This window comes from Mycolicibacter senuensis (assembly GCF_002101885.1).
Classification (GTDB): Bacteria; Actinomycetota; Actinomycetes; order Mycobacteriales; family Mycobacteriaceae; genus Mycobacterium; species Mycobacterium senuense.
Map to the genome: position 1 here is coordinate 39,867 of NZ_LQPS01000035.1, position 24,700 is coordinate 64,566.

Sequence of the window (24,700 nt, forward strand, 5' to 3'; positions counted from 1 at the left end):
AACGGCCGGCAGGGTCAGGGCTTGACGGCGCGCCAGCGTTGGCGTCCGGCTGCGGTCACCACGTCGACGTCGGTGAATCCGCTGCGCCGCAACCGGTCCGGCAGCGACTCCGGCGGCACCGGGTTGTAGGTGTCCCGGATGTGCAGCAACCGGAAGTGCCAGGACGGCACGCCGTCGCTGCCGGCGAACACCCCGCCGGGCCGCAGCACCCGGAACGCCTCGGCGAACAGCCGGTCCTGCAGTTCCGGCGTCGGCACGTGGTGCAGCATCGTGAAGCACACCACCGCGCTGAACGCGGCCGCGGGCAGACCGGTGGCGGTGCCGTCGCCGTTGATGATGCGTGCGCGCGAGCCGTATTCGCCCTGCAATCGCTCGGCGAGTACCGGATCGATCTCCACAGCGGTGTAACGCGGGGCCCGATCGATCAGCACCTTGATATTGGCGCCGTAGCCCGGGCCGATCTCGAGGACGTCATCGCCCAGGTCGACCTCGGCCAGCGCCCAGGGGACCATCTGCTCTTCGACTTGCCGGGCCCACCGCCGCGAGCTGCAGCAGCGGCGGTGCAACAGGTTCATCGCCATGTGGACCACCCTAAGCCGCGGCGCAATACCATTCATCGGTGTGGACGCCCGGTGGGTCCTGCACCTGGACATGGACGCATTCTTCGCCTCCGTCGAGCAACTGACCCGCCCGACGCTGCGCGGCCGCCCGGTGCTGGTCGGCGGGCTGGGGGGCCGCGGTGTGGTGGCCGGCGCCAGTTACGAGGCGCGGGTCTTCGGGGCGCGCTCGGCGATGCCGATGCACCAGGCGCGCCGGCTGGTGGGCGCCCCGGCGGTGGTGCTGCCGCCGCGTGGGTCGGTGTACGGGGTGGCCAGCCGCCGGGTGTTCGAGACGGTGCGCGCGGTGATCCCGGTCGTCGAGCAGTTGTCCTTCGATGAGGCGTTCGGCGAACCCGCCGAGTTGGCCGGCGCCGACAGCCAGGACGTGCACCGGTTCTGTCAGCGGTTGCGCCGCCGGGTGCGCGAGGAAACCGGCCTGGTGGCGTCGGTGGGGGCGGGCTCGGGCAAACAGATCGCCAAGATCGCCTCCGACCTGGCCAAACCCGACGGAGTGCGGGTGGTGGGCCGCGCCGAGGAACGCCTGCTGCTGGACGGGCTGCCGGTGCGCCGGCTGTGGGGTATCGGCCCGGTGGCCGAGGAGAAGCTGCACCGGCTCGGGATCTCCACCATCGGCGAGCTCGCCGCGCTGACCGACAGCGAGGTCGCCGACATCCTCGGCGCCACCATCGGGCCCGCCCTGCACCGGCTGGCCCGCGGGATCGACGACCGCCCGGTCGCCGAACGTGCCGAGGCCAAACAGATCAGCGCCGAATCCACCTTCGCCACCGACCTGACCACGCTGGAGCAGCTGCGAGCCGAGGTCGGCCCGATCGGCGAACACGCCTACCGCAGGCTGCTGCGCGACGGGCGGGGCGCCCGCACGGTGACGGTGAAACTCAAGAAGGCCGACATGAGCGTGCTGACCCGCTCGGCGACGCTGCCCTATGCGACCACCGACGCCGCCGTGCTGACCTCGGCGGCCGGCCGGCTGCTGCTCGACCCCGCGCAGATCGGCCCGATCCGGCTGCTCGGGGTGGGATTCTCCGGGCTGACCGATGTCCGTCAGGAGTCGCTGTTCCCGGAGCTGGCGTTCCCGGAGGCCACCGCCGTGGGTTCACCGGAACCGGCGCCGGAACCGGTTGCACCGCCGACCGCGGCGTCGTGGCGGGTCGGCGATGACGTGACCCACGTCGAGCTGGGGCACGGCTGGGTGCAGGGGTCCGGCCACGGGGTGGTGACGGTGCGATTCGAGACCCGCAGCTCCGGCCCGGGCCCGGTGCGGACCTTTGCCGTCGACGAGCCCGGGATCGCCGGCGCCGATCCGGTCGCCAGCCTGGACTGGCCCGACTATCCCGTCGTCCCCGACGAGCCCGGCTGAGTCCCCGAAACCGGGCATGCCCGGCACCGACAGCCGGGCCGCCCGGCCGGGCTCAGCCCCACCGCTGGATGGCCGCACCGGCCGGCAGGCCCGCGGACAGCGCCGCCATCAGCAGCACCCGCGCCTGCGGCGGGCGAAGCCGGGGCACCATGACCGCACCGGCGTCGACCAGTGCCCGGCCCGGTCCGTAGGCCGCCCCGACCCGCGCGCCGGGCACCCGGCTGGACACCGCGACGGCCACCCCGTCGCGGCAGTGCCGGCGCACCCCGTCGATCACCGCTGTTCCGGCGTTGCCCGACCCCAGCGCCTCCAGGACAATTCCGCGCGCGCCCGCGGCCACGCAGGCGTCCAGCGCTGCCGCGTCCGCGCCGGCGTAGAGCGCGACGATGTCGACTCGGGGCGGGGCGGTCACCGGCAGTTGCGGCCGCACCTTTTCGCCGTCCAGGGACACCCGATCGCCGGCCACCGTGCCCACCCGTGCGCCACTGAAGCCGGTCAGGTCGGAGGTGGTGGTCTTGTGCAGCCCGAGCGGGGCCAGCACCTGCCCGGCGAAGCACACCAGCACACCCAGACCGCGGGCCGCGGGGTCGGCGGCCAGCCGCAGCGCGTCACGCAGGTTGCCCGGCCCGTCGGCGTCGAGGGCATCGGCGCTGCGTTGCGCCCCGGTCAGTACGACCGGGGCGTCGCCGGTGTAGCCCAGCTCCAACCACAGCGCGGTCTCCTCGCAGGTGTCGGTGCCGTGCGTGACGACCACCCCGTCGGCACCACCGTCGACGCCGGCCCGCACCGCGGCGAGCATCCGGCCCCAGTCGGCCGGGGTCAGCTCCGAGCTGTCGCGCGACATCAGGTCGACCACCGTGACCTCGGCGGAGCCGGCGCCGATCCCGGCGACCAGCTCCGCGCCGTGGACGGTGGGCCGGCGCACCCCGCCGTGGTCGGTGCTGGCGGCGATGGTTCCGCCGGTGGTGATGACCGTGAGGCGCTTGGACACCATGCCGCGATCATGCCGTACCCGCGTTAAGGAATGATGGGGGCGTGACTGAGGAGACAACCGACTCGACCGGGCCGGCCACCGACGCGGCGCCGGCGCCGGCCGCGCCCCGCCGACGGCTGGGCCTGCTGCTGTCGGTGGCCGCGGTCGTGCTGATGGTCGACGTCGTCACCAAGGTGCTCGCGGTGCGGCTGCTGACCCCCGGCCAGCCGGTGTCGATCATCGGCGACACCGTCACCTGGACTCTGGTGCGCAACTCTGGTGCCGCATTCTCGATGGCCACCAGCTACACCTGGGTGCTGACGCTGATCGCCAGTTCGGTGGTGCTCGGCATCATCTGGATGTCGCGCCGGCTGGTGTCGCCGTGGTGGGCGGTCGGGCTGGGAATGATCCTGGGCGGCGCGCTGGGCAACCTGGTGGACCGGTTCTTCCGGGCGCCCGGCCACCTGCAGGGCCACGTCGTCGATTTCCTGTCGATCGGTTGGTGGCCGGTGTTCAACGTCGCCGATCCCGCGGTGGTCGGCGGTGCGATCCTGCTGGTCACGCTCTCGGTGTTCGGTTTCGATTTCGACGTGGTGGGCCGCCGTCGCGCCGGCGATGATGCCGGTAGTGACGATGCCGGTCGTGACGATGCGGGCCGTGACGACGCCGAGGAGCAGCGCGCGTGAGCACCACCGGCAGCGACCGGGTTCGATGCGGTCGTGACTGAACGCTCCATGCCCGTGCCCGAGGGGTTGGCCGGCATGCGCGTCGACGCCGGGCTGGCCCGCCTGCTGGGGCTGTCCCGGACCGTTGCCGCGACGCTGGCCGAGAACGGCGACGTCGAACTGGACGGGACGCCTGCCGGAAAGTCCGACCGGCTGGCCGCCGGCGCGTGGTTACAGGTGCGGCTACCCGAGGCGCCGGCCCCGCTGGAGAACACCCCGGCCGAGGTCGAGGGCATGGCGATCCTGTACTCCGACGCCGACATCGTCGCGGTCGACAAGCCCGCCGGGGTGGCCGCCCACGCATCCGTGGGCTGGACCGGACCCACCGTGCTGGGCGGGCTGGCCGCGGCGGGCTACCGGATCACCACCTCCGGAGTGCCCGAACGCCAGGGCATCGTGCACCGGCTGGACGTCGGCACCTCCGGGGTGATGGTGGTGGCGATCTCCGAGCGGGCCTACACCGCGCTGAAACGCGCATTCAAGGCGCGCACCGTCGAGAAGCGCTATCACGCACTGGTGCAGGGCCATCCGGATCCGTCCAGCGGCACCATCGACGCACCGATCGGCCGGCACCACGGCCGCGACTGGAAGTTCACCGTCACTGCCGACGGTCGGCACAGCATCACCCACTACGACACGCTGGAGGCGTTCGTCGCCGCCAGTCTGCTCGACGTGCATCTGGAGACCGGCCGCACGCACCAGATCCGGGTGCATTTCGCCGCGCTGCGGCATCCCTGCTGCGGCGACCTCACCTACGGCGCTGATCCCACGCTGGCGAAGAAACTCGATCTGGAACGCCAGTGGCTGCATGCCCACTCGCTGGCCTTCGCCCACCCCGGTGACGGCCGCCGCATCGAGATCACCAGCGAGTACCCGGCCGATCTGCGACACGCCCTGGACGTGCTGCGGCGCTGAGTCAGTTCTTCCTGGCCTCCACCAGCACCCGGGTGGCGTGCGCGACGAACGGGCCCTGGGTCTCGATGATGTCGTGCATCTCGCGCAGCCGGTCGCGGTGGTCGTCGACCGCGAAGTCGGGCACCGTCCAGATCACCTTGCGCAGAAAGTAGATCACCGCGCCGACGTCGAAGAACTCGGCCCGGAGTCGCTCGAGGCGCAGGTCGAGAATCTCCATGCCGGCGGCTGTCGCGCCCGCGCGCACCGCCTCCGGCTCGTATTGGGCGCCCTTGCCGGGCATCGGCCCGAGAAAGAACTCGCTCAACTCCAGCATCGTCGCCGGGCCGATCTGCTGGGCGAAGTAATGACCGCCGGGCCGCAGCACCCGGGCGATCTCGGACCACCACGTCTCCAACGAGTGCCGGCTGCTGACCAGGTCGAAGGCTTCGTCGCCGAACGGCAGCGGCGGCCGGTCCGGCACGGTCACCACCACCACGCCGCGCGGATGCAGCAGCCCGGTGGCGCGTGCGGCGTTCGGCGGCCACGACTCGGTGGCGGCCATGGTGGGGGGGAACGTCCCGAACCGCTCGATGCCGGCCAGCACCTCGCCGCCGCCGGTGTGCAGGTCGACGGCAGCCGAGACGCCCGACAGTCGCCGTGCCAGCTGACGCTGGTAGCCCCAGGACGGCCGCTGTTCGGTGGCGCGGCCGTCGAGCCAGGAGAACTCCCAGCCGTCGACCGGTGCGGCGGCGGCCTCGGTCACGAGGTCGTCGAAGCTTCGCATCGGCGCGGTCAGTCCGGGTCGCGCGACGATTTCGGCGGCCGGATCTTGAAGGAGATCCGCAGCTTGGTGCGGTAGATGATCCCGCCCTTGTCATCGAGGGTGAGATCCTGCTCGACGACCTGGGCGACGCGGATGTCGTCGATGGTCTGCTTGGCCCGGTGCACCGCTTCGGCCGCGGCGTTCTCCCAAGACGACGGGCTGGTCCCGATGATGTCGATCACCCGGTACACGCTCATGTGTGTGTCTCCTCCGCTTCGAACGAACCTCAACGTAGTGCACACCGGCGGCCGCTGTCGCGCGAAACGCCCGCCGGGAAGACACACCCGGCGACACGCCCGACTCGGTCGGTGGCCGGCCATAGACTGGCGGACCTATGGGATCTTCGTTTGTACACCTACATAACCACACCGAGTACTCGATGCTCGATGGCGCGGCGAAGATCGCCCCGATGCTGGCCGAGGCGCAGCGTCTGGAGATGCCGGCGATCGGGATGACCGACCACGGAAACATGTTCGGCGCCAGCGAGTTCTACAACGGCGCCACCAAAGCCGGTATCAAACCGATCATCGGGGTGGAGGCGTACATCGCGCCCGGTTCCCGCTTTGACACCCGCCGGGTCCACTGGGGGGACCCCGGCCAGAAAAGCGATGACGTCTCCGGCAGTGGCTCCTACACCCACCTGACGATGGTGGCCGAGAACGCCACCGGGTTGCGCAACCTGTTCAAGCTGTCCTCGCTGGCCTCGTTCGAGGGCCAGCTCGGCAAATGGTCGCGGATGGACGCCGAGATCATCGCCGAGCACGCGGAGGGGATCATCGCCACCACCGGCTGCCCGTCCGGGGAGGTGCAGACCCGGTTGCGGCTGGGCCAGGACCGTGAAGCGCTGGAGTCGGCCGCCAAATGGCGGGAGATCTTCGGGCCGCAGAACTATTTCCTGGAGGTGATGGACCACGGGCTGGCCATCGAACGCCGGGTTCGCGACGGGCTGCTGGATGTCGGACGCAAGCTCGGCATCCCGGCGCTGGCCACCAACGACTGCCACTACGTCACCCGCGACGCATCCCAGAACCACGAGGCGCTGCTGTGCATTCAGACCGGCAAGACGCTGTCGGATCCCACCCGGTTCAAGTTCGACGGGGACGGCTACTACCTGAAGTCGGCCGCCGAGATGCGTGCGCTCTGGGACGACCAGCTGCCGCAGGCGTGTGACTCCACCCTGCTGATCGCCGAGCGGGTTCAGTCCTACGCCGATGTCTGGGCGCCGTCCGACCGGATGCCGGTGTTCCCGGTTCCCGACGGCCACGATCAGGGGTCATGGCTTCGCCACGAGGTGGCGGCCGGGCTGCAAAGGCGCTTTCCGGCCGGGGTGCCGGCCGAATACACCGATCGGGCCGCCTATGAGATCGATGTCATCTGCGGCAAGGGATTCCCGTCCTACTTCCTGATCGTCGCGGACCTGATCGACTACGCGCGTTCGATCAACATCCGGGTGGGCCCGGGCCGCGGCTCGGCCGCCGGATCGCTGGTGGCCTACGCGCTGGGCATCACCAACATCGACCCGATCCCGCACGGGTTGCTGTTCGAACGCTTCCTCAACCCGGAACGGCCGTCGGCTCCCGACATCGACATCGACTTCGACGACCGCCGGCGCGGCGAGATGGTGCGTTATGCCGCCGAGCGGTGGGGCAGCGACCGGGTCGCCCAGGTGATCACCTTCGGCACCATTAAAACCAAAGCGGCGCTGAAGGACTCGGCCCGCGTCCATTACGGACAGCCGGGTTATGCGATCGCCGACCGGATCACCAAGGCGCTGCCGCCGCCGATCATGGCCAAGGACATCCCGCTGTCGGGTATCACCGATCCCAACCACGAGCGGTACAAAGAGGCCGCCGAGGTTCGCACGCTGATCGACACCGATCCCGACGTGCGCACCATCTACGAGACCGCCCGCGGCCTCGAGGGCCTGGTCCGCAACGCCGGGGTGCACGCCTGCGCGGTGATCATGAGCTCCGAGCCGCTCATCGACGTGATCCCGCTGTGGAAACGGCCGCAGGACGGCGCCATCATCACCGGTTGGGACTATCCGTCGTGCGAAGAAATCGGCCTGCTGAAGATGGACTTCCTGGGCCTGCGCAACCTGACGATCATCGGGGACTGCCTGGAGAACATCAAGGCCAACCGGGGCATCGATCTGGATCTCGACTCGGTGCCGATGGACGACCCGGCCACCTACGAGCTACTGGGCCGCGGCGACACCCTGGGGGTGTTCCAGCTCGACGGCGGTCCGATGCGTGACCTGCTGCGCCGCATGCAGCCCACCGAGTTCAACGACATCGTCGCGGTGCTGGCGCTGTACCGGCCCGGCCCGATGGGCATGAACGCCCACAACGACTACGCCGACCGCAAGAACAACCGCCAGGCGATCAAGCCCATCCATCCCGAACTCGAAGAGCCGCTGCGTGAGATCCTCGCCGAGACCTACGGTCTGATCGTCTACCAAGAGCAGATCATGTTCATCGCGCAGAAGGTGGCCTCCTACACGATGGGCAAGGCCGATGCGCTGCGCAAGGCCATGGGCAAGAAGAAGCTGGAGGTACTGGAAGCCGAATACAAGGGCTTCTACGACGGGATGACGGTCAACGGGTTCTCCGAGAAGGCCGTGAAAGCGTTGTGGGACACCATTCTTCCCTTCGCCGGCTACGCGTTCAACAAGTCGCACGCGGCCGGCTACGGTCTGGTGTCCTACTGGACGGCTTATCTGAAGGCCAACTACCCGGCCGAATACATGGCCGGACTGTTGACGTCGGTCGGTGACGACAAGGACAAGGCCGCGATCTACCTGGCCGACTGCCGCCGACTGGGCATCACCGTATTGCCGCCGGACGTCAACGAATCCGAGTTGAACTTCGCCTCGGTGGGTTCTGACATCCGCTATGGCCTGGGCGCGGTGCGAAACGTCGGCGCCAACGTGGTCGGGTCGTTGATCGCCACCCGAACACACAAGGGCCGCTTCACCGATTTCTCCGACTACCTCAACAAGATCGATATCGCAGTCTGCAACAAGAAGGTCACCGAATCGTTGATCAAGGCCGGTGCCTTCGACTCGCTGGGGCATCCGCGCAAGGGTCTGTTCCTGGTGCACACCGACGCGGTCGACTCGGTGCTGGGCACCAAGAAGGCCCAGGCTATGGGACAGTTCGACCTGTTCGGCGGCGGTGATGGCGAAAGCTCCGGCGCGGACGCGGTTTTCGGGATCCGGGTGCCCGATGAAGAATGGGCCGACAAGCACAAACTGGCCCTGGAGCGGGAGATGCTCGGGCTCTACGTCTCGGGGCACCCGCTCAACGGCATCGCCCATCTGCTGGCCGCGCAGGTCGACACCGCGATCCCGGCGATCCTGGAGGGCGACATCGCCTCCGACACCCAGGTGCGGGTGGGCGGGATCCTGGCATCGGTGAACCGCCGGGTGAACAAGAACGGTCTGCCCTGGGCGTCAGCGCAATTGGAGGATCTCACCGGCGGCATCGAGGTGATGTTCTTCCCGCAGACCTACTCCGCCTATGGAGCCGAGGTCGTCGACGACGCCGTGGTGCTGGTCAGCGCCAAGGTGAACATCCGCGACGACCGGATCTCACTGATCGCCAACGAGCTGGTGGTGCCGGACTTCTCCGCCAACGCCGCGGATCGCCCGCTGGCGGTCAGTCTGCCGACCCGGCAATGCACGATGGACAAGGTCAGCGCACTCAAACAGGTGCTGACCCGCCACCCCGGCACGGCCCAGGTGCAGCTGCGGCTGATCAGCGGGGAGCGGATCACCGTGCTGGAACTGGACCCGTCGCTGCGGGTGACGCCGTCGTCGGCGCTGATGGGTGACCTCAAGGCGCTACTAGGGCCGGGCTGCCTCGGCGGCTGATACATCTGACTACAATGTAGTCATGGCTGCTCCGACCTCCGTCCGGTTCGACGCCGACGTCGCCGCCCGGCTGGCCCGGTTCGTTGCCGCCCGTCCCGGCTTGAGTGCCTCCGCGGCGACGAATCAGCTGGTCGACGAGGCGCTTCGGTGCCAAGAGCACCCCTTGGTGGTGTTCCGGGACGGCCCGGCCGGCCGCCGGGCTCGACTGATCGGCGGGCCGGATGTCTGGGAGGTGGCCCGCGCGCTGCGTAGCGCGCGCCTCAGCGAGCCCGACCTGGGCCCGGCGGCGTTGGTGGAGTTGGTCAGTGACACCAGCGGGGTCGACCCGATGCTGATCCGCGCCGCGATCGCCTACCAGGCGGCATTCCCGGCTGAGGTCGACGGCTGGATTGGCCGCGCCGAGGCCGAAGCAGCCGAAGCCCACGACCGCTGGGTACGTGAGCAGGAACTGCTCGGCCAGTGACGCCGAGGCTGCTTCTCGACGAGATGTTCCACCACCGCATTGCCACCGACTTGATCGCGCGCGGCCACGACTGCCTGGCGGTTGCCGGACACCCGGATCTCCGGGAAGCCTCGGATGCTGACCTGCTGCAACAAGCCGTCGACGAGGATCGAACCTTGGTCACCAACAATGTGGTCGATTTCGAACGGCTCCGGCGCCAACGCAGCGCCGGCGACGAGCCCGTTCCGCCGCTGATCTATACCTCCGACACGGCTTTTCCCCGCAACCGCCGGTTTATCGGTCGCCTGGTCGCGGCCCTGGATCAGGCGTGCGCCGGCGATGCGGTCGCCGCGGCCGGTGGTGTCTTGTGGTTACGCGGCGTCGAGGAGTAGCGGCGCTCAGAGGGCATTCAGTGTCACCGCCACGATGGCACTGTCGGGCCAGAGGGCGCGGCTGCGCGCCCGACGCAGTTTTTGGCGCAGCGGCAACTCCCGATGCACATTGGTCACGCCCGGGACCTGGATCATCGGAATCACGTTCCACTGCCAGCCGTAGCGCCGGTGCAACCTGCGATTGGCGGCCTCGGCCTCGTTGCCGGAGAGAATCGTGGCCCGGCCGGCAACCGTGATGGCGCCGGGGCGGCACCGGCCGCGGTAGTCGCAGGGGACCACCTCGACATCGGGGTGTAGCGCCAGTCGCCGGGTCTTCGGGCCGATCTTGGTCCGGAACACCACGGTGTCGCCGTCCAGCGCGAACCACACTGGGGTGGCCACGGGCGAGCCGTCGCGGCGGAAGGAGCGCAGCAGGGCGTAACGGGCGCGGTGCAGTGCGTCGAGTCGTTGGTCGGGCATGACGCCAGTGAACAACCTAGAGTTGACTTTAAGTCAAGGCGTCGAGGAGGTCGCATGTCCGGCTCGCTGACCATCGGCGAGGTCGCCAGCCGCAGCGGTGTTGCCGCCACCACGCTGCGCTACTACGAGCAGGTTGGCCTGTTGGCACCGCCGCGGCGGGTGGGCGGCCAACGTCGCTACGACCCCGCCGTGCTGGCGCGACTCGAGATCCTCGGACTGTGCAAGTCGGCGGGTTTCGCTTTGGCCGAGATCCGGCTGTTGTTCGGCGACGACGCCCCCGGGCGCCCGGTGACCCGCGCGCTGGCGCGGGCCAAGCTCGCTGAGATCGACGCCCAACTGGAGGCGTTGGAGCGTGCCCGCGGGGTTATCGAGTGGGGCATGCGGTGCACCTGCCCGTCCATCGACGCCTGTAGCTGCGGTGTTCACCCACCGCCCAGCCTCGGCGTGCGCTGAGCGGCTGCCGGCCCCTGCACGCAGCTGAACCTTAACGTAACGTTCAGGTCTGTTTCCGATAACAACACCGCATCACCGGTGTAACGTCTGAAACTTCACGCACAACTGTGTGACCCGGGGGGAGGGGCCATTCGTGATGCCTGGAGACGTCGGCCGAGCTGGGTTCTGCATCCAGTACGCCGGCGATGCGGTCTCGGCCTACTTGTGGAATAGTCTCGATAACTTGAGTTATGTCGCGGCGCCCGACCACCAGGCCCCGGCGATTCCGTGGGCCGGTCCGGACGCCCGCCCCGGCGGGTACGTAGCGGTGGCGTAACCGTGGAGCAGCACATAAGGTGTCGAAGTTGAGCAAACCGGACGCTCAGCGTGAACAAAAAAATACGTCAGATTCGGATGTGAGTCGGGTAACGCGAGTGTAACGTTCGTCACCTGAGCTTCACAGGTACACATTTGCAACAAGCTTAACGGAGGCAGTCATGTGGAAATCGCGTCGTCTTCTTACCCTGCTCGGGGTAGGCGCCGCTGCTGGGTTCGCCGCACTGGTGCTGCCTATGTCCACCGCTCACGCGGACCCCTTCACGGACAACGACGGCAACATCTACGAGACGTGTGACGGAGTGGTCTGCCTGGTGATGGACGACATCCGGGCGGGCAATTGGACGTACGAAGGTATCCGCCCGTTCATCACCGACTGGAAGGCCGACCAGCCCTACCTGGTGCAGTACAACGGTGAGGACGTCGGCAGCTACACCGTCAAGATCGAGGACTACTGGAACTCGTTCTACTCCAGCTCCGCGTACCAGTTCGGAAACTTCGTCGCCAACCCCGCCCTGGCCGACGATTTCGACCTGAAGAGCCTGGGCAATTTCGGGTATCTGGACGGCGCTTCGATGTACCAGGTCACCATCGGCGACTTCACCAACCTGACGATCAACGACGTGGGCCCGCATGACATGAACTACTGGGTCATGTCCTTCGGCGACATCAACTACAGCGTGGTGACCGACCCGATCAACGGCGTATCGGCGGGCCTGATCCAGATCGCCGAGGCAGCCCCGGCATTCCTCTGGAACAGCCTGTTCCACTCCGACATCGAGCTGGCCGCCGTGCCGGACTACCTGCTCCCGGCGGACCCGTTCGCCAGCCTCGACTTCAACCCGTCCGACTACCTCGACCTGGGCTCGTTGCTGGGCATGTAGCCCGGCGGCTTCAGAACTTGTAACGCAGCACCCGGGCCTTGCCGGCCACCGACTTGAACCGGCCGGCAACCTGGGTGAGCGTGCGGGCCGCACCGGGGAACGAGTCGACCTCGGCGGCATGTGCCAGGCAGGCCTGCTCGACCAGGCGCAGCCTCGGCTCCCACCGCTCGGGGGTGTGCGGGTCGCGGAAGCCGGGGTTGGCCCACACGTGGCGCAGCAGGCTGAACATGCCTCGCGGCGCGAGCTTCATCGACAGTGAGCTGAGCGGCCCCACCCGGCCGTAGTCGTTGAACGCCAGCTCACCGCTGGCGAAATGGTCGATGAGCTGGCCGAACACCGCGGTGACCTGCGCTTCGGTGAGAAACGCGAACAGGCCGTCGGCGATCACCATGGTGGGCCGACCGACCGGGATGCCGGACGTCCAATCGGCAGCGGTCAGATCGGCGGCGATGACGTGCTCTGCGGGCTGGGCCGGCAGCAGTTTGTCGCGCAATGCGACCACCCGCGGGAGGTCGATGCTGTACCAATCGACGCCCGACGGCGGCTGTACCCGGGCCAGCGGTTCGTTGAGACCGGCCCCCAGATCCACCACGACGGCCTGCGGGTTGGCGGTGGTGTACCGGCGGACCCGATCGTCGAGCATCTTGGCGCGCAGTGCGGTTTGGCGCACCACACCGGCCGGGATCCGCAACCCGGCGAAGTCGTAGTCGATCAGGCCGACGACCCGGTCGGAGAACGCGTCGCCGAGGATCGGCGTCTCGGCACGGTAGTCGAGGGCGCGCGCATACGCGGTGAGAAACGCGGTCTGCTCGACCTGGCTGAATTCGGTGACGGCAATCGGCATGGGGCCACCGTAAGCGATCAAGCGGCCGCCCGGCCGTGCCCGGGCAAAGCCGGGTCGCCGCGGTGGCGGCGCCGCTAACGTCGACACCATGGAATCGCAGCAGGCCGCCACCGTCGCGGCGACGGCGGACGGTGCGCTCGGCTCGATCACCTTGAATCGCCCGGACAAGCTCAATCCGCTGAGCACCGTCACCCTGGAGGAGTTGGTGGCCGCGGCCCGCTGGTTCGACGCCCGGCCCGCGGTGAAGGTCGTGGTCATCTCCGGCAGCGGCCGGGCGTTCTCCGCCGGGGCGGACCTGGCCGCGTTTGCCGCCGCCGCCGACGGCGCCGCAGCCCTGCGGGAGGCCGCCGACGCCGGACGGCGGATGGCCGAGGCGATCGAGGCGATGCGGGCGGTGACGGTGGCACGGCTGCACGGTCACTGCATCGGTGGTGGCGTCGTGCTGGCCGCGGCCTGTGATCTGCGGGTGGCCGCTGCCGATACCCGGTTCTCGATACCGGAGGTCGATCTGGGTATCCCCCTGGCATGGGGCGGTATCCCGCGATTGGTCCGCGAGATCGGGCCGGCGTTGACCAAAGAACTGGTGATGACCTGTCGGCCGTTCGGCGCCGACGAGGCGAAGGCGGCCGGCTTCGTCAACCGGGTGGTCGCCGAGGCGGACCTGGACGACGAGGTCGAGGCGTTGGTAGGCCAGTTGGCCGGCAAGTCCGCGCTCACCCTGGGCGGCACCAAGCGCCAGGTGAACGCGGTCACCGAGGGCATGGTGGGGACCGCACGCAGCTGGAACGACGCCGACGCGCTGGTCACCGCGGTGCACGACACCGAATCGCAGGCCTCGGCGATGGCGTATCTGGAACGGGTCCAGCGCCGCTGAGCACGCCCGGCGCGGCCGTCTGAAAGGGGAGTACCACGGCGATCTTCACCTTCGGGCACGGCACCGCGGACGCAGCGGAGATCACCACGCTGTTGACCGGCGCCGGGGTGCGCCGGCTGGTCGACGTGCGCACCGCACCGGGCAGCCGACGCAATCCCGACAGCGCACGCGAGGCGATGCAGCAGTGGCTGCCCGAAGCCGGCGTCGGCTACCGGTGGGAGCCGCGGTTGGGCGGTTGGCGCCGGGGCAGCGGCGACAGCCCGGATGTCGGACTGCGCAATGCATCATTCCGCTCGTACGCGGGCTATATGCGCTCGGATGACTTTCGGGACGGCATCGCCGACCTGCTGGCCGAAGCGGCCGGCGAACAGGTCGCGGTGATGTGCGCCGAGACCGTGTGGTGGCGCTGCCACCGAAAACTGATCGCGGACTACCTCACGTTGATCCACGGCGTAGAGGTGTGTCATCTGATGCACGACGGAAGGTTGCGGGAGCACCGGCCCATGGCGGAGGCGCGGATCGACGGTGATGTGCTGGTGTACGACGGCCCGCCGCCGGACTGAAACACGCTCCCGGGCGATGCGGTGGGATCAGCCCTGCGTCAGGCCCAGCACCAGCCATACCGCGGTGCAGACGCCGGCCGCGCTCAGCACTGCGGCCGCGGCACTGGTCGTGGCCGCGCCGACGACCAGCAGGGTGACCAGGCCGACCGCCAACGCGATCAGTTTGTAGGCCGGCCACGGCACACCGGCGATCGGCACCTGGTGCCGTGGGCGCTCGGCGGTCGTCATAGCGTTAACGGTACGCGATAACCAATTGTTAGACCACCCGAAACTTCATGGACGGCTGGCCGTGTCGCGACGGTGACCTGGGCTGATGGCGATGGCCCGCGTCGCCCGGCTCCGCCGCGCTTGCGACCGGCGTTAGGCTGCACCCATGGCTCTGAGCGGAGAATACGCACCCAGCACGTCGGATTGGGCCCGGCAGAACGCCGAGCAGTACATGGCTTCCGGTGGCACCGAGGGCACCGAGATGAAGGGCAAGCCGGTGGTGCTGCTGACCACCGTGGGCGCCAAGACCGGCAAGCTGCGCAAGACCCCGCTGATGCGGGTGGAGCATGACGGTCACTACGCGATCGTGGCGTCGCTGGGCGGCGCCCCGCAGAACCCGGTCTGGTACCACAACGTGGTCAAGAATCCGCGGGTCGAACTGCAGGACGGCACCGTCACCGGCGACTACGACGCCCGCGAGGTGTTCGGCGACGAGAAGGCGCAGTGGTGGGAGCGCGCGGTGGCCGCCTGGCCCGACTACGCCGACTACCAGAAGAAGACCGACCGCGAAATCCCGGTGTTCGTGCTGACCCCGGTGGGGTGAACCCGCTGCTGGGTGGCACCATATTGCGGTGTCCGCCGAACTGCACCAGAACCGACGTGGCTCCAACGCCTGCCCGCTGAAAGCGGCCGATATCGACGCGGCCGCCCAGCGGATCGCCGACGTGGTGGCGCCCACTCCGCTGCAGCTCAGCGACCGGCTCTCGGAGATCACCGGTGCCACGGTGTACCTCAAGCGCGAAGACCTGCAGTCGGTGCGGTCCTACAAGTTGCGCGGCGCCTACAACCTGCTGGTGCAGTTGACCGCCGATGAGATCGCCGCCGGCGTGGTCTGTTCCTCGGCCGGCAACCACGCCCAGGGCTTCGCCTACGCCTGCCGGTCACTGGGCATTCGCGGACGGGTGTACGTGCCGGCCAAGACGCCCAAGCAGAAGCGTGACCGGATCCGCTACCACGGCGGGGAATTCATCGAGCTGATCGTCGGCGGGGCGACCTATGACATGGCCGCGGAGGCGGCGCTGGACGACGTGGCCCGCACCGGGGCCACGCTGGTGCCGCCCTACGACGACCTGCGAACGATGGCGGGTCAGGGCACCATCGCCGTGGAGCTCCTCGACCAGCTCGACACCGCACCGGATCTGGTCGTGGTTCCGGTCGGCGGCGGCGGCTGTATCGCCGGGATCACCAGTTACCTCGCCGAGCGGACCGCCGAAAGTGCGGTACTGGGGATCGAGCCGGCGGGGGCGGCCTCGATGATGGCCGCGCTGGCCGCCGGCGAATTGGTGACCCTGGATACCGTCGACCAGTTCGTCGACGGCGCCGCCGTCAAGCGCGCCGGCGCCCTGCCCTACGCCGCGCTGGCCGCCGCCGGCGACATGGTGTCGGTCACCACCGTCGACGAGGGCGCGGTGTGCACCGCGATGCTCGACCTCTACCAGAACGAGGGGATCATCGCCGAGCCGGCGGGGGCGCTGTCGGTGGCCGGGCTGCTCGAAGCCGACATCACCCCCGGTTCCACCGTGGTCTGCCTGATCTCCGGCGGAAACAACGACGTGTCGCGCTACGGCGAGATCCTGGAGCGTTCGCTGGTCCACCTCGGCCTCAAGCACTACTTCCTGGTCGATTTTCCCCAGGAGCCGGGCGCGTTGCGGCGGTTCCTCGACGAGGTCCTCGGACCCGGGGACGACGTCACGCTGTTCGAATACGTCAAGCGCAACAACCGCGAGACCGGCGAGGCCCTGGTCGGCATTCAATTGGGCTCGGCGGCGGATCTGGGTGGGCTGCTGGGCCGGATGCGCTCCTCGCAGATTCACGTCGAGCCGCTGGAGCCCGGCTCGCCGGCGTATCGCTATCTGCTCTGAGGGGCGGATCCGGCAGCACGGCGTGACCCGGGGTCCCCGAGCGGGTAGCCGGCGGGCATGGTGTCATCGGAGACGATGCGTATGGATGAGACCGATGTTCGCCGGGTGCTCGACATCGCCCTGCGGTTCGGACAGCTGCTGTTGGGATCGCAGGCCGGCACCGCCGATGTGGCCTCGAGCATGCTCGCGATCGCGACCGCCTACGGGCTGCCACAGACCCAGGTGGACATCATGGCGAACTCGATCCGGGTGTCGGTGCCGCGCGGGGTGCCGGGCGCCCCGGTCACCGCGATGTATCTGGTGCAGTCGCGCTCCCTGGACTACACCCGGCTGCAGCTGGCCACCGACCTCGCCGAGCATGTCGTCACGAGCACGCCCGATCCGGAATGGGTGCAGCAGCAGCTGGACATCGTGAGCCGTGCCGACCATCCCTATCCGCGCTGGGTGGCCACCGCCGGCTGGGCGGTCATGGCCGGCTGCTTCTCGGTGCTGATCGGCGCCGGGCCGGTGATCGCGGTGATCTCGGCGGCCACCACCGCACTGATCGACCGGGTCGGCCGGGTGCTCAACGGCTGGCGGCTGCCACTGCTGTTCCAGCAGGTGGTCGCCGCAGCGGTGGCCACCGGCGTGGCCATCTGCCTGCACGCCGTCGGCTGGCTGCCCGCCGGCGCGTCGGTGTCACCGGTGGTGGCGGCCAACATCGTGGTGTTGTTGTCGGGGCTGGCCACCGTCGGTTCCGTGCAGGACGCCATCACCGGCTACCAGCTCACGGCCGTCTCGCGCGGGATGGACATCCTGCTCTCGTCGGCGGGCATCCTGGTCGGCGTGTCCATCGCGGTGCGGATCGGGGACTGGTTCGGCGCCCAAGTCCGGGTCAGCGCCGAGATACCGGTCGCGGTGCTGAGCATGCCGGTGTATGTGCTGGCGGGCGCCATGGGCGCGGGGGCCGCCGCGATCGCCGGTTACGCACAGCTCAAGGCGGCGCTGGCGGCAGGCCTTGCGGGGGCGACCGCCACGCTGCTGGTCTTCGGACTGCGGCTGGTGGACGCCGACCCGATCGCCGGCTCCTTCATAGCGGCCGCGGCGACCGGTCTGGTCGGCACCCTGCTCGCGCCCCGGCTGCGGGTGACGCCGCTGGTGATCATCATGGCGGGCATCATCCCGCTGGTTCCCGGACTGACCGTGTTCCGCGGCTTCGTGCAGTTCGTCAACGGGCACCCCAATGCCGGCGGCACGGTGGGCCTGGCGATCGGGCTGGCGTTGGCGCTCGGTGCCGGCGCGGTATTGGGTCCGCTGCTGGCGCCTTCGGTGCGCCGGGAAATCGGCCGCTATCAGTTGCGCGGCCGTGGGCCCCGCGCGCGTCGGCTACGCAGCCCCTACCGGGTCCCGCAGCTGGCCGGTATCCGTTACCGCGGGCGGCGGCCCGGTGGCCCCGGGGGCGTAGCAGGCTGAGCCGGGGAGTCGTCGCGGCCCGATCGCGGCGCGGCCGGTCTCACCGGCTCTTGCACAGGATGGTCAGCGAGCGGGCCGTCACCGGCACCGCGTCACCGGCAAAGACCTCGAGGTCGCTGCGGCCGGCGGGGTCGGCGGTGTCGATCACCGCACGCCAGCCCTGCGCGTAGTCGCTGGCGGGGGTGATGAAGTCCACCGGTGTCTCGCCGGCGTTGAAGCACAGCAGAAACGAGTCGTCGACGATGCGCCGGCCGCGGGCATCGGGTTCGGGCAGTGCCTCGCCGTTGAGGAAAACCATGACGCACCTGCCGAATTCGCTGTCCCAGTCCTGCCGGGTCATCTCGTGCCCGGCCGGTGTCAGCCAGGCGATGTCGCGCACCTCGTCACCGCCGCGGATCGGTCGGCCCTCGAAGAACCGCCGCCGGCGGAACACCGGATGCCCGGCGCGCAGCGCGGTCAGCGCCCGGGTGAACGCCAGCAGATCGGCGTTCTTGTCGACCAGCGACCAGTCCATCCACGACAGCTCGGAGTCCTGACAATAGACATTGTTGTTGCCGTGCTGGGTGCGGCCCAACTCGTCGCCGTGGGCGATCATCGGAGTGCCCTGGCTGATCAGCAGGGTGGCCATGATGTTGCGGACCTGGTGTGCGCGCAACGCCAGGACGGCGGCGTCGTCGGTGGGCCCCTCGACACCGCAGTTCCACGAGCGGTTGTAGCTCTCCCCGTCCCGGTTGTCCTCGCCGTTGGCCTCGTTGTGTTTCTCGTTGTAGGACACCAGATCCGCCAGTGTGAAACCGTCATGGCAGGTGACGAAGTTGATGCTGGCGCCGGGACGCCGGCCGGTCGCCTCGTACAGATCCGACGAGCCGGTCAGCCGGGAGGCGAACTCCCCGAGGGTTTCGGGCACACCGCGCCAGTAGTCGCGCACGGTGTCGCGGTACTTGCCGTTCCACTCCGTCCACAGCCCCGGGAAGTTACCCACCTGATAGCCGCCTTCGCCGACATCCCACGGCTCAGCGATCAGCTTGACCTGGCTGACCACCGGATCCTGTTGCACCAGATCGAAGAAGGCCGAAAGCCGGTCGACGTCGTGCAGCTCGCGGGCCAGCGTCGAGGCGAGGTCGAAGCGGAACCCGTCGACGTGCATCTCGGTCACCCAGTAGCGCAGCGAGTCCATGATCAGCTGCAGGGTGTGCGGGTGGCGGGCGTTGAGGCTGTTGCCGGTGCCGGTGTAGTCGGTGTAGCAGCGCGGATCGTCGTCGGACAGCCGGTAATAGGCGGCGTTGTCGATGCCGCGGAAGTTGATCGTCGGCCCCAGCTGGTTGCCTTCGGCGGTGTGGTTGTAGACCACGTCGAGGATCACCTCGATGCCGGCCTGGTGGAAGGTGCGCACCATCGCCTTGAACTCCGCCACCGCGCCGCCGGCCTGGCGGCTGGCCGCATACGAGTTGTGCGGTGCGAAGAATCCGACGGTGTTGTAGCCCCAGTAGTTTCGCAGCCCCAGCTGCCGCAGCCGGTGGTCGTGCAGGAACTGGTGCACCGGCATCAGTTCGATGGCGGTCACGTTCAGCGACTTGAGGTGATCGATGATCGCCGGGTGTGCCAGGCCGGCGTAGGTGCCGCGCAACTCCTCCGGGACACCCGGATGAGTCTGGGTCATGCCCTTGACGTGCGCTTCGTAGATGATCGTCTCGTGGTAGGGCGTGCGCGGCGCGCGGTCGGCCGCCCAGTCGAAGAACGGGTTGATCACCACGCTGGTCATGGTGTGCCCCAACGAGTCCAGCGCCGGGGGAGGGCCACCAGCGGCTGGGCCGTCCGGGTCGTTCAGGTCGTAGGAGAACAGCGCCGGGCCGAAGTCGAAGTCGCCGTGGAAGGCCTTCCCGTAGGGATCCAACAGCAGCTTGCTCGCGTCGCAGCGTTGTCCCGCGGACGGGTCGAACGGCCCGTGCACCCGGAATCCGTAGTGCTGGCCGGGTTCGACACCGGGCAGATAGGCGTGCCAGACATACCCGTCGACCTCTTCGAGGGCGATCCGGGTTTCGGTGGTGTCGCGGCCGTCGATCAGGCACAGTTCGACACGCTCGGCGACTTCGGAGAACACCGCGAAATTGGTTCCGGCCCCGTCGTAGACGGCGCCGAGCGGGTAACTGTGGCCTGGCCAGACCGTGGCGACCGGGCTCACCACCATCCGGTGGCCGCACCCATCTGCCGGCCGAGTTCACCGGTCATGGTGCGCATATAGGTCGCCGAGAGGTGATGGGAGTCGTGATAGATCAGCACATTGCCCTCCACCGCGCGGCAGATGTCGGTGTCGCACACCGCGTCGGACAGATCCAGCGGCTTGAGCAGCGGGAAGCGTTCGACGAAGTCCAGGGTGGGGTTGCGGTCGACGAGAACTTCGGAGCGTTTGATGCCGCACGACACCGCGTCGCCCCCCGATGCCAGGCAGTCCGCCGGCTGGAACGGTTGGCCGTCGCGTACCAGCCAGGGCGTGTCACGAATTCCGAGGATGGGGATTTTGTTGTCGGACAACTGTTTCCAGATCCCGATGTAGGTCCCCGGCATCACGTCGCCGGGTTTGATGTTCCACGGCCGGGTGGCGGTGGTGAACACGTAGTCGGGGTGATCGGCGATCAGCTTGTTCATCGTCTTGCCCACCCATTCGTAGCACTGCGGGTAGGGCGCGTTGTTGCCCATGATCAGCGGCACCTTCTCGGTGGACAGCGGGCAGCCCATCTTGAGGTAGGTCACCACTTTGAAGTGGTGCCGCTGGCCGAGGATGTCCAGTGCGGGCAACCAGTGTTCGGCATGTGATCCGCCGGCCAGCGCGACGGTGCGGCTGGCTTCCGGGTCGCCGTAGGTGCAGTTGATCAGGGCCGGATTGCTGAAGGTGCTGATGCACCCGTCCCGGGTGGAGCGGGGCAGGTCCTTCTTGGCCTCCAGGATGGTGGGCCGCATCCGCAGCTTGGGGACGCGCTGATGTTTGAGCAGTGCTCGGGCGCCCGGGTAGTCGTCCTTGCTGAGTTTGGCCAGTTCCTTACCGCTGGCGCGCTGGTCGGTGACGTGCTCGCGCCAGGTGAACGACGTCGCGGTCAGCGCCACACCCAGCAGCACCACCGTGGAGCCCAGCGCCAGCGTCGGCCGCTTCCACCAGCCGGGTGACGGCTTGCGCCAGGGTTTGCGCCGCGCCGGAGGGGCCCCGGCGCCGGACGGTGCGCGGTAGCGCAGCGGGTCCTCCACGAGCCGGGTGGTCAGGTAGGCCAGCACGCCGGACAGCAGCAGGATCGCCGCCCCCTCGAGCGCCGAGGCGTGCCGGTTGCCGGTGTAGGACAACCAGAAGATCAGCAGCGGCCAGTGCCACAGGTACAGCGAGTAGGCAATCGCCCCCAGGGTCACCAGCGGCCCGCTCGCCAGCCACCGGTTGGGCCAGGGCAGTTTGCCGCTGGTGCTCGGGTGCGCGTGGCGGTTGGCCCCGGCCAGGATGAACGCCACCGTGGCGCCGACCGGCACCAGCGCCCAGGGGCCGGGGAATTCTTGCACGCCTTCGATCAGGGCGCCGCAGCTCAGGATCGCCGCCAGTGCCACGGTGGCGACGGTGGTCCGCAGCCACATCGGCCAGCGGATATAGGGGATGAGCGCCCCGGCCAGTGCGCCGAGCAGCAGTTCCCAGGCGCGGGCGAAGCTGTTGTAGTAGGCCAGCGACTGGTTGGCCTGGTGGGCGACGATCGCGTACCAGAACGACGCCACGGTCAGTGCGGTGAGCAGCACCACGAACGCCGAGCGCAGGTGGGTGCGCAGCAGGCGCCGGAAGGCGAACGCGAAACCGAAGATCAGCAGCAGGAAACTGAGATAGAACTGGCCCTGCACCGACATCGACCAGATGTGCTGCAGCGGGCTGACGGCCTCACCGGCACGCAGGTAGTCCGAGGCGGTACGCGCCAACTCCCAGTTCTGGTAGTAGCCCAGGCTGGCCAGGCTCTGGTCGGCGAAGGTCTCCCAGCGGGTCTGCGGCTGGATCCATATCGTCAGCACCGCGCACGCTGCCAGCACCACCACCAGGGCCGGCAGTAGTCGGCGGACCAGCCGGATCAGGTCGGGCACCGGTGACAGCGACGAGGACGGGTTCAGCGCCACCCGCAGCAGCTTGCCGCCGAAGAAGAAGCCGGACAGCGCCAGGAAGACGTCGACCCCGCCGGAGACCCGCCCGAACCAGACGTGGAACACCGCCACCAATGCGATCGCGACACCGCGCAGCCCGTCGAGGTCGTGACGGTAGAAACCCTCCTTGCGGGTGCCCATCGCGGCGGCCGGCCCGGCGGCCGGAACGGCTCCGGCGACGGGCCCCCCAGCGGGGGGTGCCGCAACAGGTGTTGCCGCCGGTCGCGGCGGGGAGAGGGCAATCATGATCGCCCGATAATCTACCTAACCGGACGGTGGAAACCGCATTCCAACCGCTGTGACGTCCACCGGGTGTGTCAGGGGATGACCCGGGTCAGGTACGGGACCATGTTGGAGGTACGCGCCGGCGACACCGTGACCGCGGGGCTGGTGCCCTCGATCATCTGGTTGTTGCCGAGGTACAGCGCGACGCTTTGCGTGCCGCCCGGCCCGTAGCAGAGCAGATCGCCGGCCCGGGCCTGCGCGGGCGGGACCTTCTGGCCGACACTGCACTGTTCGCCGGAGGTGCGCGGCATCTTGATTCCGGCGCCGGCGAACGCGTACTGGATCAACCCGGAGGCGTCGAACCCGACGGTGGTGGTGTCGGGGATGTCCTCGGTGGGCGCCGGCGTCGTTCCGGGCAGACCCGGGGTGGTTCCCGGCAGGCCCGGCGTCGTCCCCGGCAGACCCGGGGTGCTGCTGCCGGCCGCGACGGGACCACCGGGCCGGCTGGTGCGGCCGGTGAGATCGGTCAGCGCGCCGCGGGTGGTGGCCGCCCTGGCCCGAGCGTTGTTGGTCGGGCCGTTGATGTCGCCGCCGCCGTAGACGAACGGCACCCCGCGCTGCGACAGCGCACGCTGGACCACGCGGTCCACCAGCTGGCTCTGGCCGGTCTGGGAGAGCGGGTCGGCCCCGGCCGGGCCGGCGGCGCTCAGTGTCGGGGCCATTGCCGCTGCCAGTGCGATAACGGTGGCGCAGATGCGTTTCATCGGACATCTCCTTTCGCGCCGGTAATCACGGCAGCATCATTGGTCACTTCTGTCACAAAGCGTACCGGCGGTTACGCGTGATTCCCCGCCGCCGTGGAGAAATTCGGCAACCTGTGACCGAACGGTTACGCCGGTGGCCGTCCGCACCACTGGTCCGCACTACTGTCGTCAGTCATGTCCGCGTTGAGTCCCGACCAGATCAGCGCGATCGACGCCGCACATCTGTGGCACCCCTACAGCACGATCGGCGCCGGAACACCGGCCCCGACGGTGGCGGTGGCGGCCCGGGGCGCCTACCTGACGCTGATCGTCGACGACGCCCCGGTCGACGTGCTCGACGCGATGAGCTCCTGGTGGACCGCTATCCACGGTCACGGCCACCCGACGCTGGACGCCGCGCTGACCGCGCAGCTGGGCACCATGAACCACGTCATGTTCGGCGGGCTCACCCACGAGCCGGCCGCCCGGCTGGCCCAGCTGCTGGTGGACATCACCCCGGCCGGGTTGGACACGGTGTTCTTCTCCGACTCGGGTTCGGTGTCGGTGGAGGTGGCGGTGAAGATGGCGCTGCAGTATTGGCGCGCGCGCGGACGCCCCGGCAAGCACCGGTTGATGACCTGGCGCGGCGGTTACCACGGCGACACGTTCGCCCCGATGAGCATCTGCGATCCCGACGGCGGCATGCATTCGCTGTGGCGGGACGTCTTGGCCACGCAGCTGTTCGCCCCCCTGGTGCCCCGCGACTACGACCCGGCCTACACCGCCGCGTTCGAGGCGCAACTGGAGCGTCACCGCGATGAACTGGCGGCGGTAGTCGTCGAGCCGGTGGTCCAGGGCGCCGGTGGGATGCGCTTCCACGACCCGCGCTACCTGTCGGATCTGCGCGAGGCCTGCAACCGCCACGGTGTGCTGCTGGTCTTCGATGAGATCGCCACCGGTTTCGGGCGCACCGGTGAGCTGTTCGCCGCCGACCACGCCGGCGTCAGCCCCGACATCATGTGCGTCGGCAAGGCGTTGACCGGCGGTTATCTCAGCCTGGCCGCCACGCTGTGCAGCACCGAGATCGCCCACGCCATCAGCGGTGGCGAGGCCGGCGCGCTGATGCACGGCCCGACCTTCATGGCCAACCCGCTGGCCTGCGCGGTGTCGGTGGCCAGCACCGAGCTACTGCTGGGCCAGGACTGGCGCTCCCGCGTCGGCGAGATCGGTTCCGGACTGGCCGCAGCGCTGCAGCCGGCCCGTGCCCAGCCGGGGGTCGCCGACGTGCGGGTCTGCGGCGCCATCGGGGTCATCGAATGCGAACAGCCGGTGGACCTGGCGCTGGCCACCCCGGCCGCCCTGGCCGCGGGGGTGTGGCTGCGCCCGTTCCGCAACCTGGTGTATGCGATGCCGCCGTATGTCTGCACACCCGAGGAGATCGCCCGGATCGGTGCCGCGATGCTCGGCGTGGTCCGTGCCTTAACCTGAACGGTGTTCAACG

At 69.0% G+C, this 24,700-nt stretch carries 24 protein-coding genes; 14 read left to right on the top strand and 10 right to left on the bottom strand.

From position 1 onward, the window contains the following. Window positions 1-14 precede the first annotated feature (14 nt). Window positions 15-581 (bottom strand): class I SAM-dependent methyltransferase, encoded by a 567-nt coding sequence (locus tag AWC24_RS09930; protein ID WP_085084440.1) that lies wholly within the window; start codon window positions 579-581, stop codon window positions 15-17. Between the two features lie 40 nt (window positions 582-621). Here AWC24_RS09930 and AWC24_RS09935 point away from each other — a divergent pair, with 40 nt between their 5' ends. Further along, the gene (locus AWC24_RS09935; protein ID WP_085084442.1) at window positions 622-1,977 is read left to right on the top strand and encodes a DNA polymerase IV; all 1,356 of its coding nucleotides are present in this window, start codon (window positions 622-624) and stop codon (window positions 1,975-1,977) included. Between the two features lie 52 nt (window positions 1,978-2,029). Here AWC24_RS09935 and AWC24_RS09940 read toward each other — a convergent pair whose 3' ends face one another. Beyond that, complete coding sequence (locus AWC24_RS09940; protein ID WP_085084444.1) at window positions 2,030-2,971, bottom strand: asparaginase; 942 nt, start codon at window positions 2,969-2,971, stop codon at window positions 2,030-2,032. A 41-nt stretch (window positions 2,972-3,012) separates the two neighbouring features. Here AWC24_RS09940 and lspA point away from each other — a divergent pair, with 41 nt between their 5' ends. Next, complete coding sequence (lspA, locus tag AWC24_RS09945) at window positions 3,013-3,636, top strand: signal peptidase II (protein ID WP_085084446.1); 624 nt, start codon at window positions 3,013-3,015, stop codon at window positions 3,634-3,636. Between the two features lie 33 nt (window positions 3,637-3,669). Continuing rightward, window positions 3,670-4,590 (top strand): RluA family pseudouridine synthase, encoded by a 921-nt coding sequence (locus AWC24_RS09950; RefSeq protein WP_085084448.1) that lies wholly within the window; start codon window positions 3,670-3,672, stop codon window positions 4,588-4,590. A 1-nt stretch (window position 4,591) separates the two neighbouring features. Here the strand turns inward: AWC24_RS09950 and AWC24_RS09955 are convergent, their stop codons facing one another. Both AWC24_RS09955 and AWC24_RS09960 read right to left on the bottom strand, forming a co-directional pair. Beyond that, a complete protein-coding gene (locus AWC24_RS09955; RefSeq protein WP_085084450.1) occupies window positions 4,592-5,353 on the bottom strand; it encodes a methyltransferase domain-containing protein in 762 nt (253 codons plus the stop codon). An 8-nt stretch (window positions 5,354-5,361) separates the two neighbouring features. Beyond that, window positions 5,362-5,589, bottom strand: a complete 228-nt coding sequence (locus tag AWC24_RS09960; protein ID WP_085084452.1) for a dodecin family protein — start codon at window positions 5,587-5,589, stop codon at window positions 5,362-5,364. Between the two features lie 137 nt (window positions 5,590-5,726). Here AWC24_RS09960 and dnaE point away from each other — a divergent pair, with 137 nt between their 5' ends. The 3 genes from dnaE to AWC24_RS09975 are packed head-to-tail and all read left to right on the top strand — an operon-like array spanning window position 5,727 to window position 10,100. After that, window positions 5,727-9,266 carry a DNA polymerase III subunit alpha gene (gene dnaE, locus AWC24_RS09965; protein ID WP_085084454.1) on the top strand — a complete coding sequence of 1,180 codons (3,540 nt, stop codon included), beginning with the start codon at window positions 5,727-5,729 and terminating at the stop codon, window positions 9,264-9,266. A 22-nt stretch (window positions 9,267-9,288) separates the two neighbouring features. Beyond that, window positions 9,289-9,729, top strand: coding sequence for a hypothetical protein (locus tag AWC24_RS09970; protein WP_085084456.1), 441 nt, complete (start codon window positions 9,289-9,291; stop codon window positions 9,727-9,729). After that, a complete protein-coding gene (locus tag AWC24_RS09975) occupies window positions 9,726-10,100 on the top strand; it encodes a DUF5615 family PIN-like protein (RefSeq protein ID WP_085084458.1) in 375 nt (124 codons plus the stop codon). Before AWC24_RS09970 ends, AWC24_RS09975 begins: the two co-directional genes overlap by 4 nt. Before the next feature lie 6 nt (window positions 10,101-10,106). On the opposite strand, the gene AWC24_RS09980 is transcribed toward AWC24_RS09975, so the two are convergent. Beyond that, window positions 10,107-10,559, bottom strand: a complete 453-nt coding sequence (locus AWC24_RS09980) for a PPOX class F420-dependent oxidoreductase (protein WP_085084460.1) — start codon at window positions 10,557-10,559, stop codon at window positions 10,107-10,109. Window positions 10,560-10,613: 54 nt separating this feature from the next. On the opposite strand from AWC24_RS09980, the gene AWC24_RS09985 reads away from it, so the two are divergent. Together AWC24_RS09985 and AWC24_RS09995 are read left to right on the top strand one after the other, a co-directional pair. Further along, window positions 10,614-11,012, top strand: a complete 399-nt coding sequence (locus AWC24_RS09985) for a MerR family transcriptional regulator (RefSeq protein ID WP_085084462.1) — start codon at window positions 10,614-10,616, stop codon at window positions 11,010-11,012. A 551-nt stretch (window positions 11,013-11,563) separates the two neighbouring features. Next, window positions 11,564-12,211, top strand: a complete 648-nt coding sequence (locus tag AWC24_RS09995) for a hypothetical protein (protein ID WP_085084466.1) — start codon at window positions 11,564-11,566, stop codon at window positions 12,209-12,211. A gap of 10 nt (window positions 12,212-12,221) precedes the next feature. On the opposite strand, the gene AWC24_RS10000 is transcribed toward AWC24_RS09995, so the two are convergent. Beyond that, window positions 12,222-13,055, bottom strand: a complete 834-nt coding sequence (locus AWC24_RS10000; RefSeq protein ID WP_085084468.1) for a class I SAM-dependent methyltransferase — start codon at window positions 13,053-13,055, stop codon at window positions 12,222-12,224. 88 nt (window positions 13,056-13,143) lie between these two features. On the opposite strand from AWC24_RS10000, the gene AWC24_RS10005 reads away from it, so the two are divergent. Then, complete coding sequence (locus tag AWC24_RS10005) at window positions 13,144-13,929, top strand: enoyl-CoA hydratase/isomerase family protein (protein ID WP_085084470.1); 786 nt, start codon at window positions 13,144-13,146, stop codon at window positions 13,927-13,929. 92 nt (window positions 13,930-14,021) lie between these two features. Further along, window positions 14,022-14,492, top strand: a complete 471-nt coding sequence (locus AWC24_RS10010) for a DUF488 domain-containing protein (protein WP_234807322.1) — start codon at window positions 14,022-14,024, stop codon at window positions 14,490-14,492. A gap of 27 nt (window positions 14,493-14,519) precedes the next feature. Here the strand turns inward: AWC24_RS10010 and AWC24_RS10015 are convergent, their stop codons facing one another. Continuing rightward, entirely contained in the window at window positions 14,520-14,720 is a 201-nt protein-coding gene (locus tag AWC24_RS10015; RefSeq protein WP_085084474.1) for a hypothetical protein, read from the bottom strand. Between the two features lie 145 nt (window positions 14,721-14,865). Between AWC24_RS10015 and AWC24_RS10020 the strand changes: the two genes are divergently transcribed. From AWC24_RS10020 to AWC24_RS10030, 3 genes are all read left to right on the top strand, one after another. Beyond that, entirely contained in the window at window positions 14,866-15,303 is a 438-nt protein-coding gene (locus AWC24_RS10020; protein WP_085084476.1) for a nitroreductase family deazaflavin-dependent oxidoreductase, read from the top strand. A 28-nt stretch (window positions 15,304-15,331) separates the two neighbouring features. After that, window positions 15,332-16,621 carry a threonine ammonia-lyase IlvA gene (gene ilvA, locus AWC24_RS10025; protein WP_085084478.1) on the top strand — a complete coding sequence of 430 codons (1,290 nt, stop codon included), beginning with the start codon at window positions 15,332-15,334 and terminating at the stop codon, window positions 16,619-16,621. 81 nt (window positions 16,622-16,702) lie between these two features. Next, complete coding sequence (locus tag AWC24_RS10030) at window positions 16,703-18,073, top strand: threonine/serine exporter family protein (RefSeq protein WP_085084480.1); 1,371 nt, start codon at window positions 16,703-16,705, stop codon at window positions 18,071-18,073. A gap of 40 nt (window positions 18,074-18,113) precedes the next feature. Here the strand turns inward: AWC24_RS10030 and glgX are convergent, their stop codons facing one another. From glgX to ripD, 3 genes are all read right to left on the bottom strand, one after another. Next, complete coding sequence (gene glgX, locus AWC24_RS10035; protein ID WP_085084482.1) at window positions 18,114-20,261, bottom strand: glycogen debranching protein GlgX; 2,148 nt, start codon at window positions 20,259-20,261, stop codon at window positions 18,114-18,116. Beyond that, window positions 20,252-22,477: an acetyltransferase SucT gene (gene sucT / locus AWC24_RS10040; RefSeq protein WP_109560391.1), complete on the bottom strand. Its 2,226-nt coding sequence runs from the start codon at window positions 22,475-22,477 to the stop codon at window positions 20,252-20,254. The genes glgX and sucT overlap by 10 nt, the downstream gene beginning before the upstream one ends. 71 nt (window positions 22,478-22,548) lie before the next feature. Beyond that, window positions 22,549-23,220: an NlpC/P60 family peptidoglycan-binding protein RipD gene (gene ripD, locus AWC24_RS10045; RefSeq protein WP_085084486.1), complete on the bottom strand. Its 672-nt coding sequence runs from the start codon at window positions 23,218-23,220 to the stop codon at window positions 22,549-22,551. A 174-nt stretch (window positions 23,221-23,394) separates the two neighbouring features. Here ripD and bioA point away from each other — a divergent pair, with 174 nt between their 5' ends. Continuing rightward, the gene (gene bioA / locus AWC24_RS10050; RefSeq protein WP_163705325.1) at window positions 23,395-24,687 is read left to right on the top strand and encodes an adenosylmethionine--8-amino-7-oxononanoate transaminase; all 1,293 of its coding nucleotides are present in this window, start codon (window positions 23,395-23,397) and stop codon (window positions 24,685-24,687) included. The last annotated feature ends 13 nt before the right edge of the window (window positions 24,688-24,700 follow it).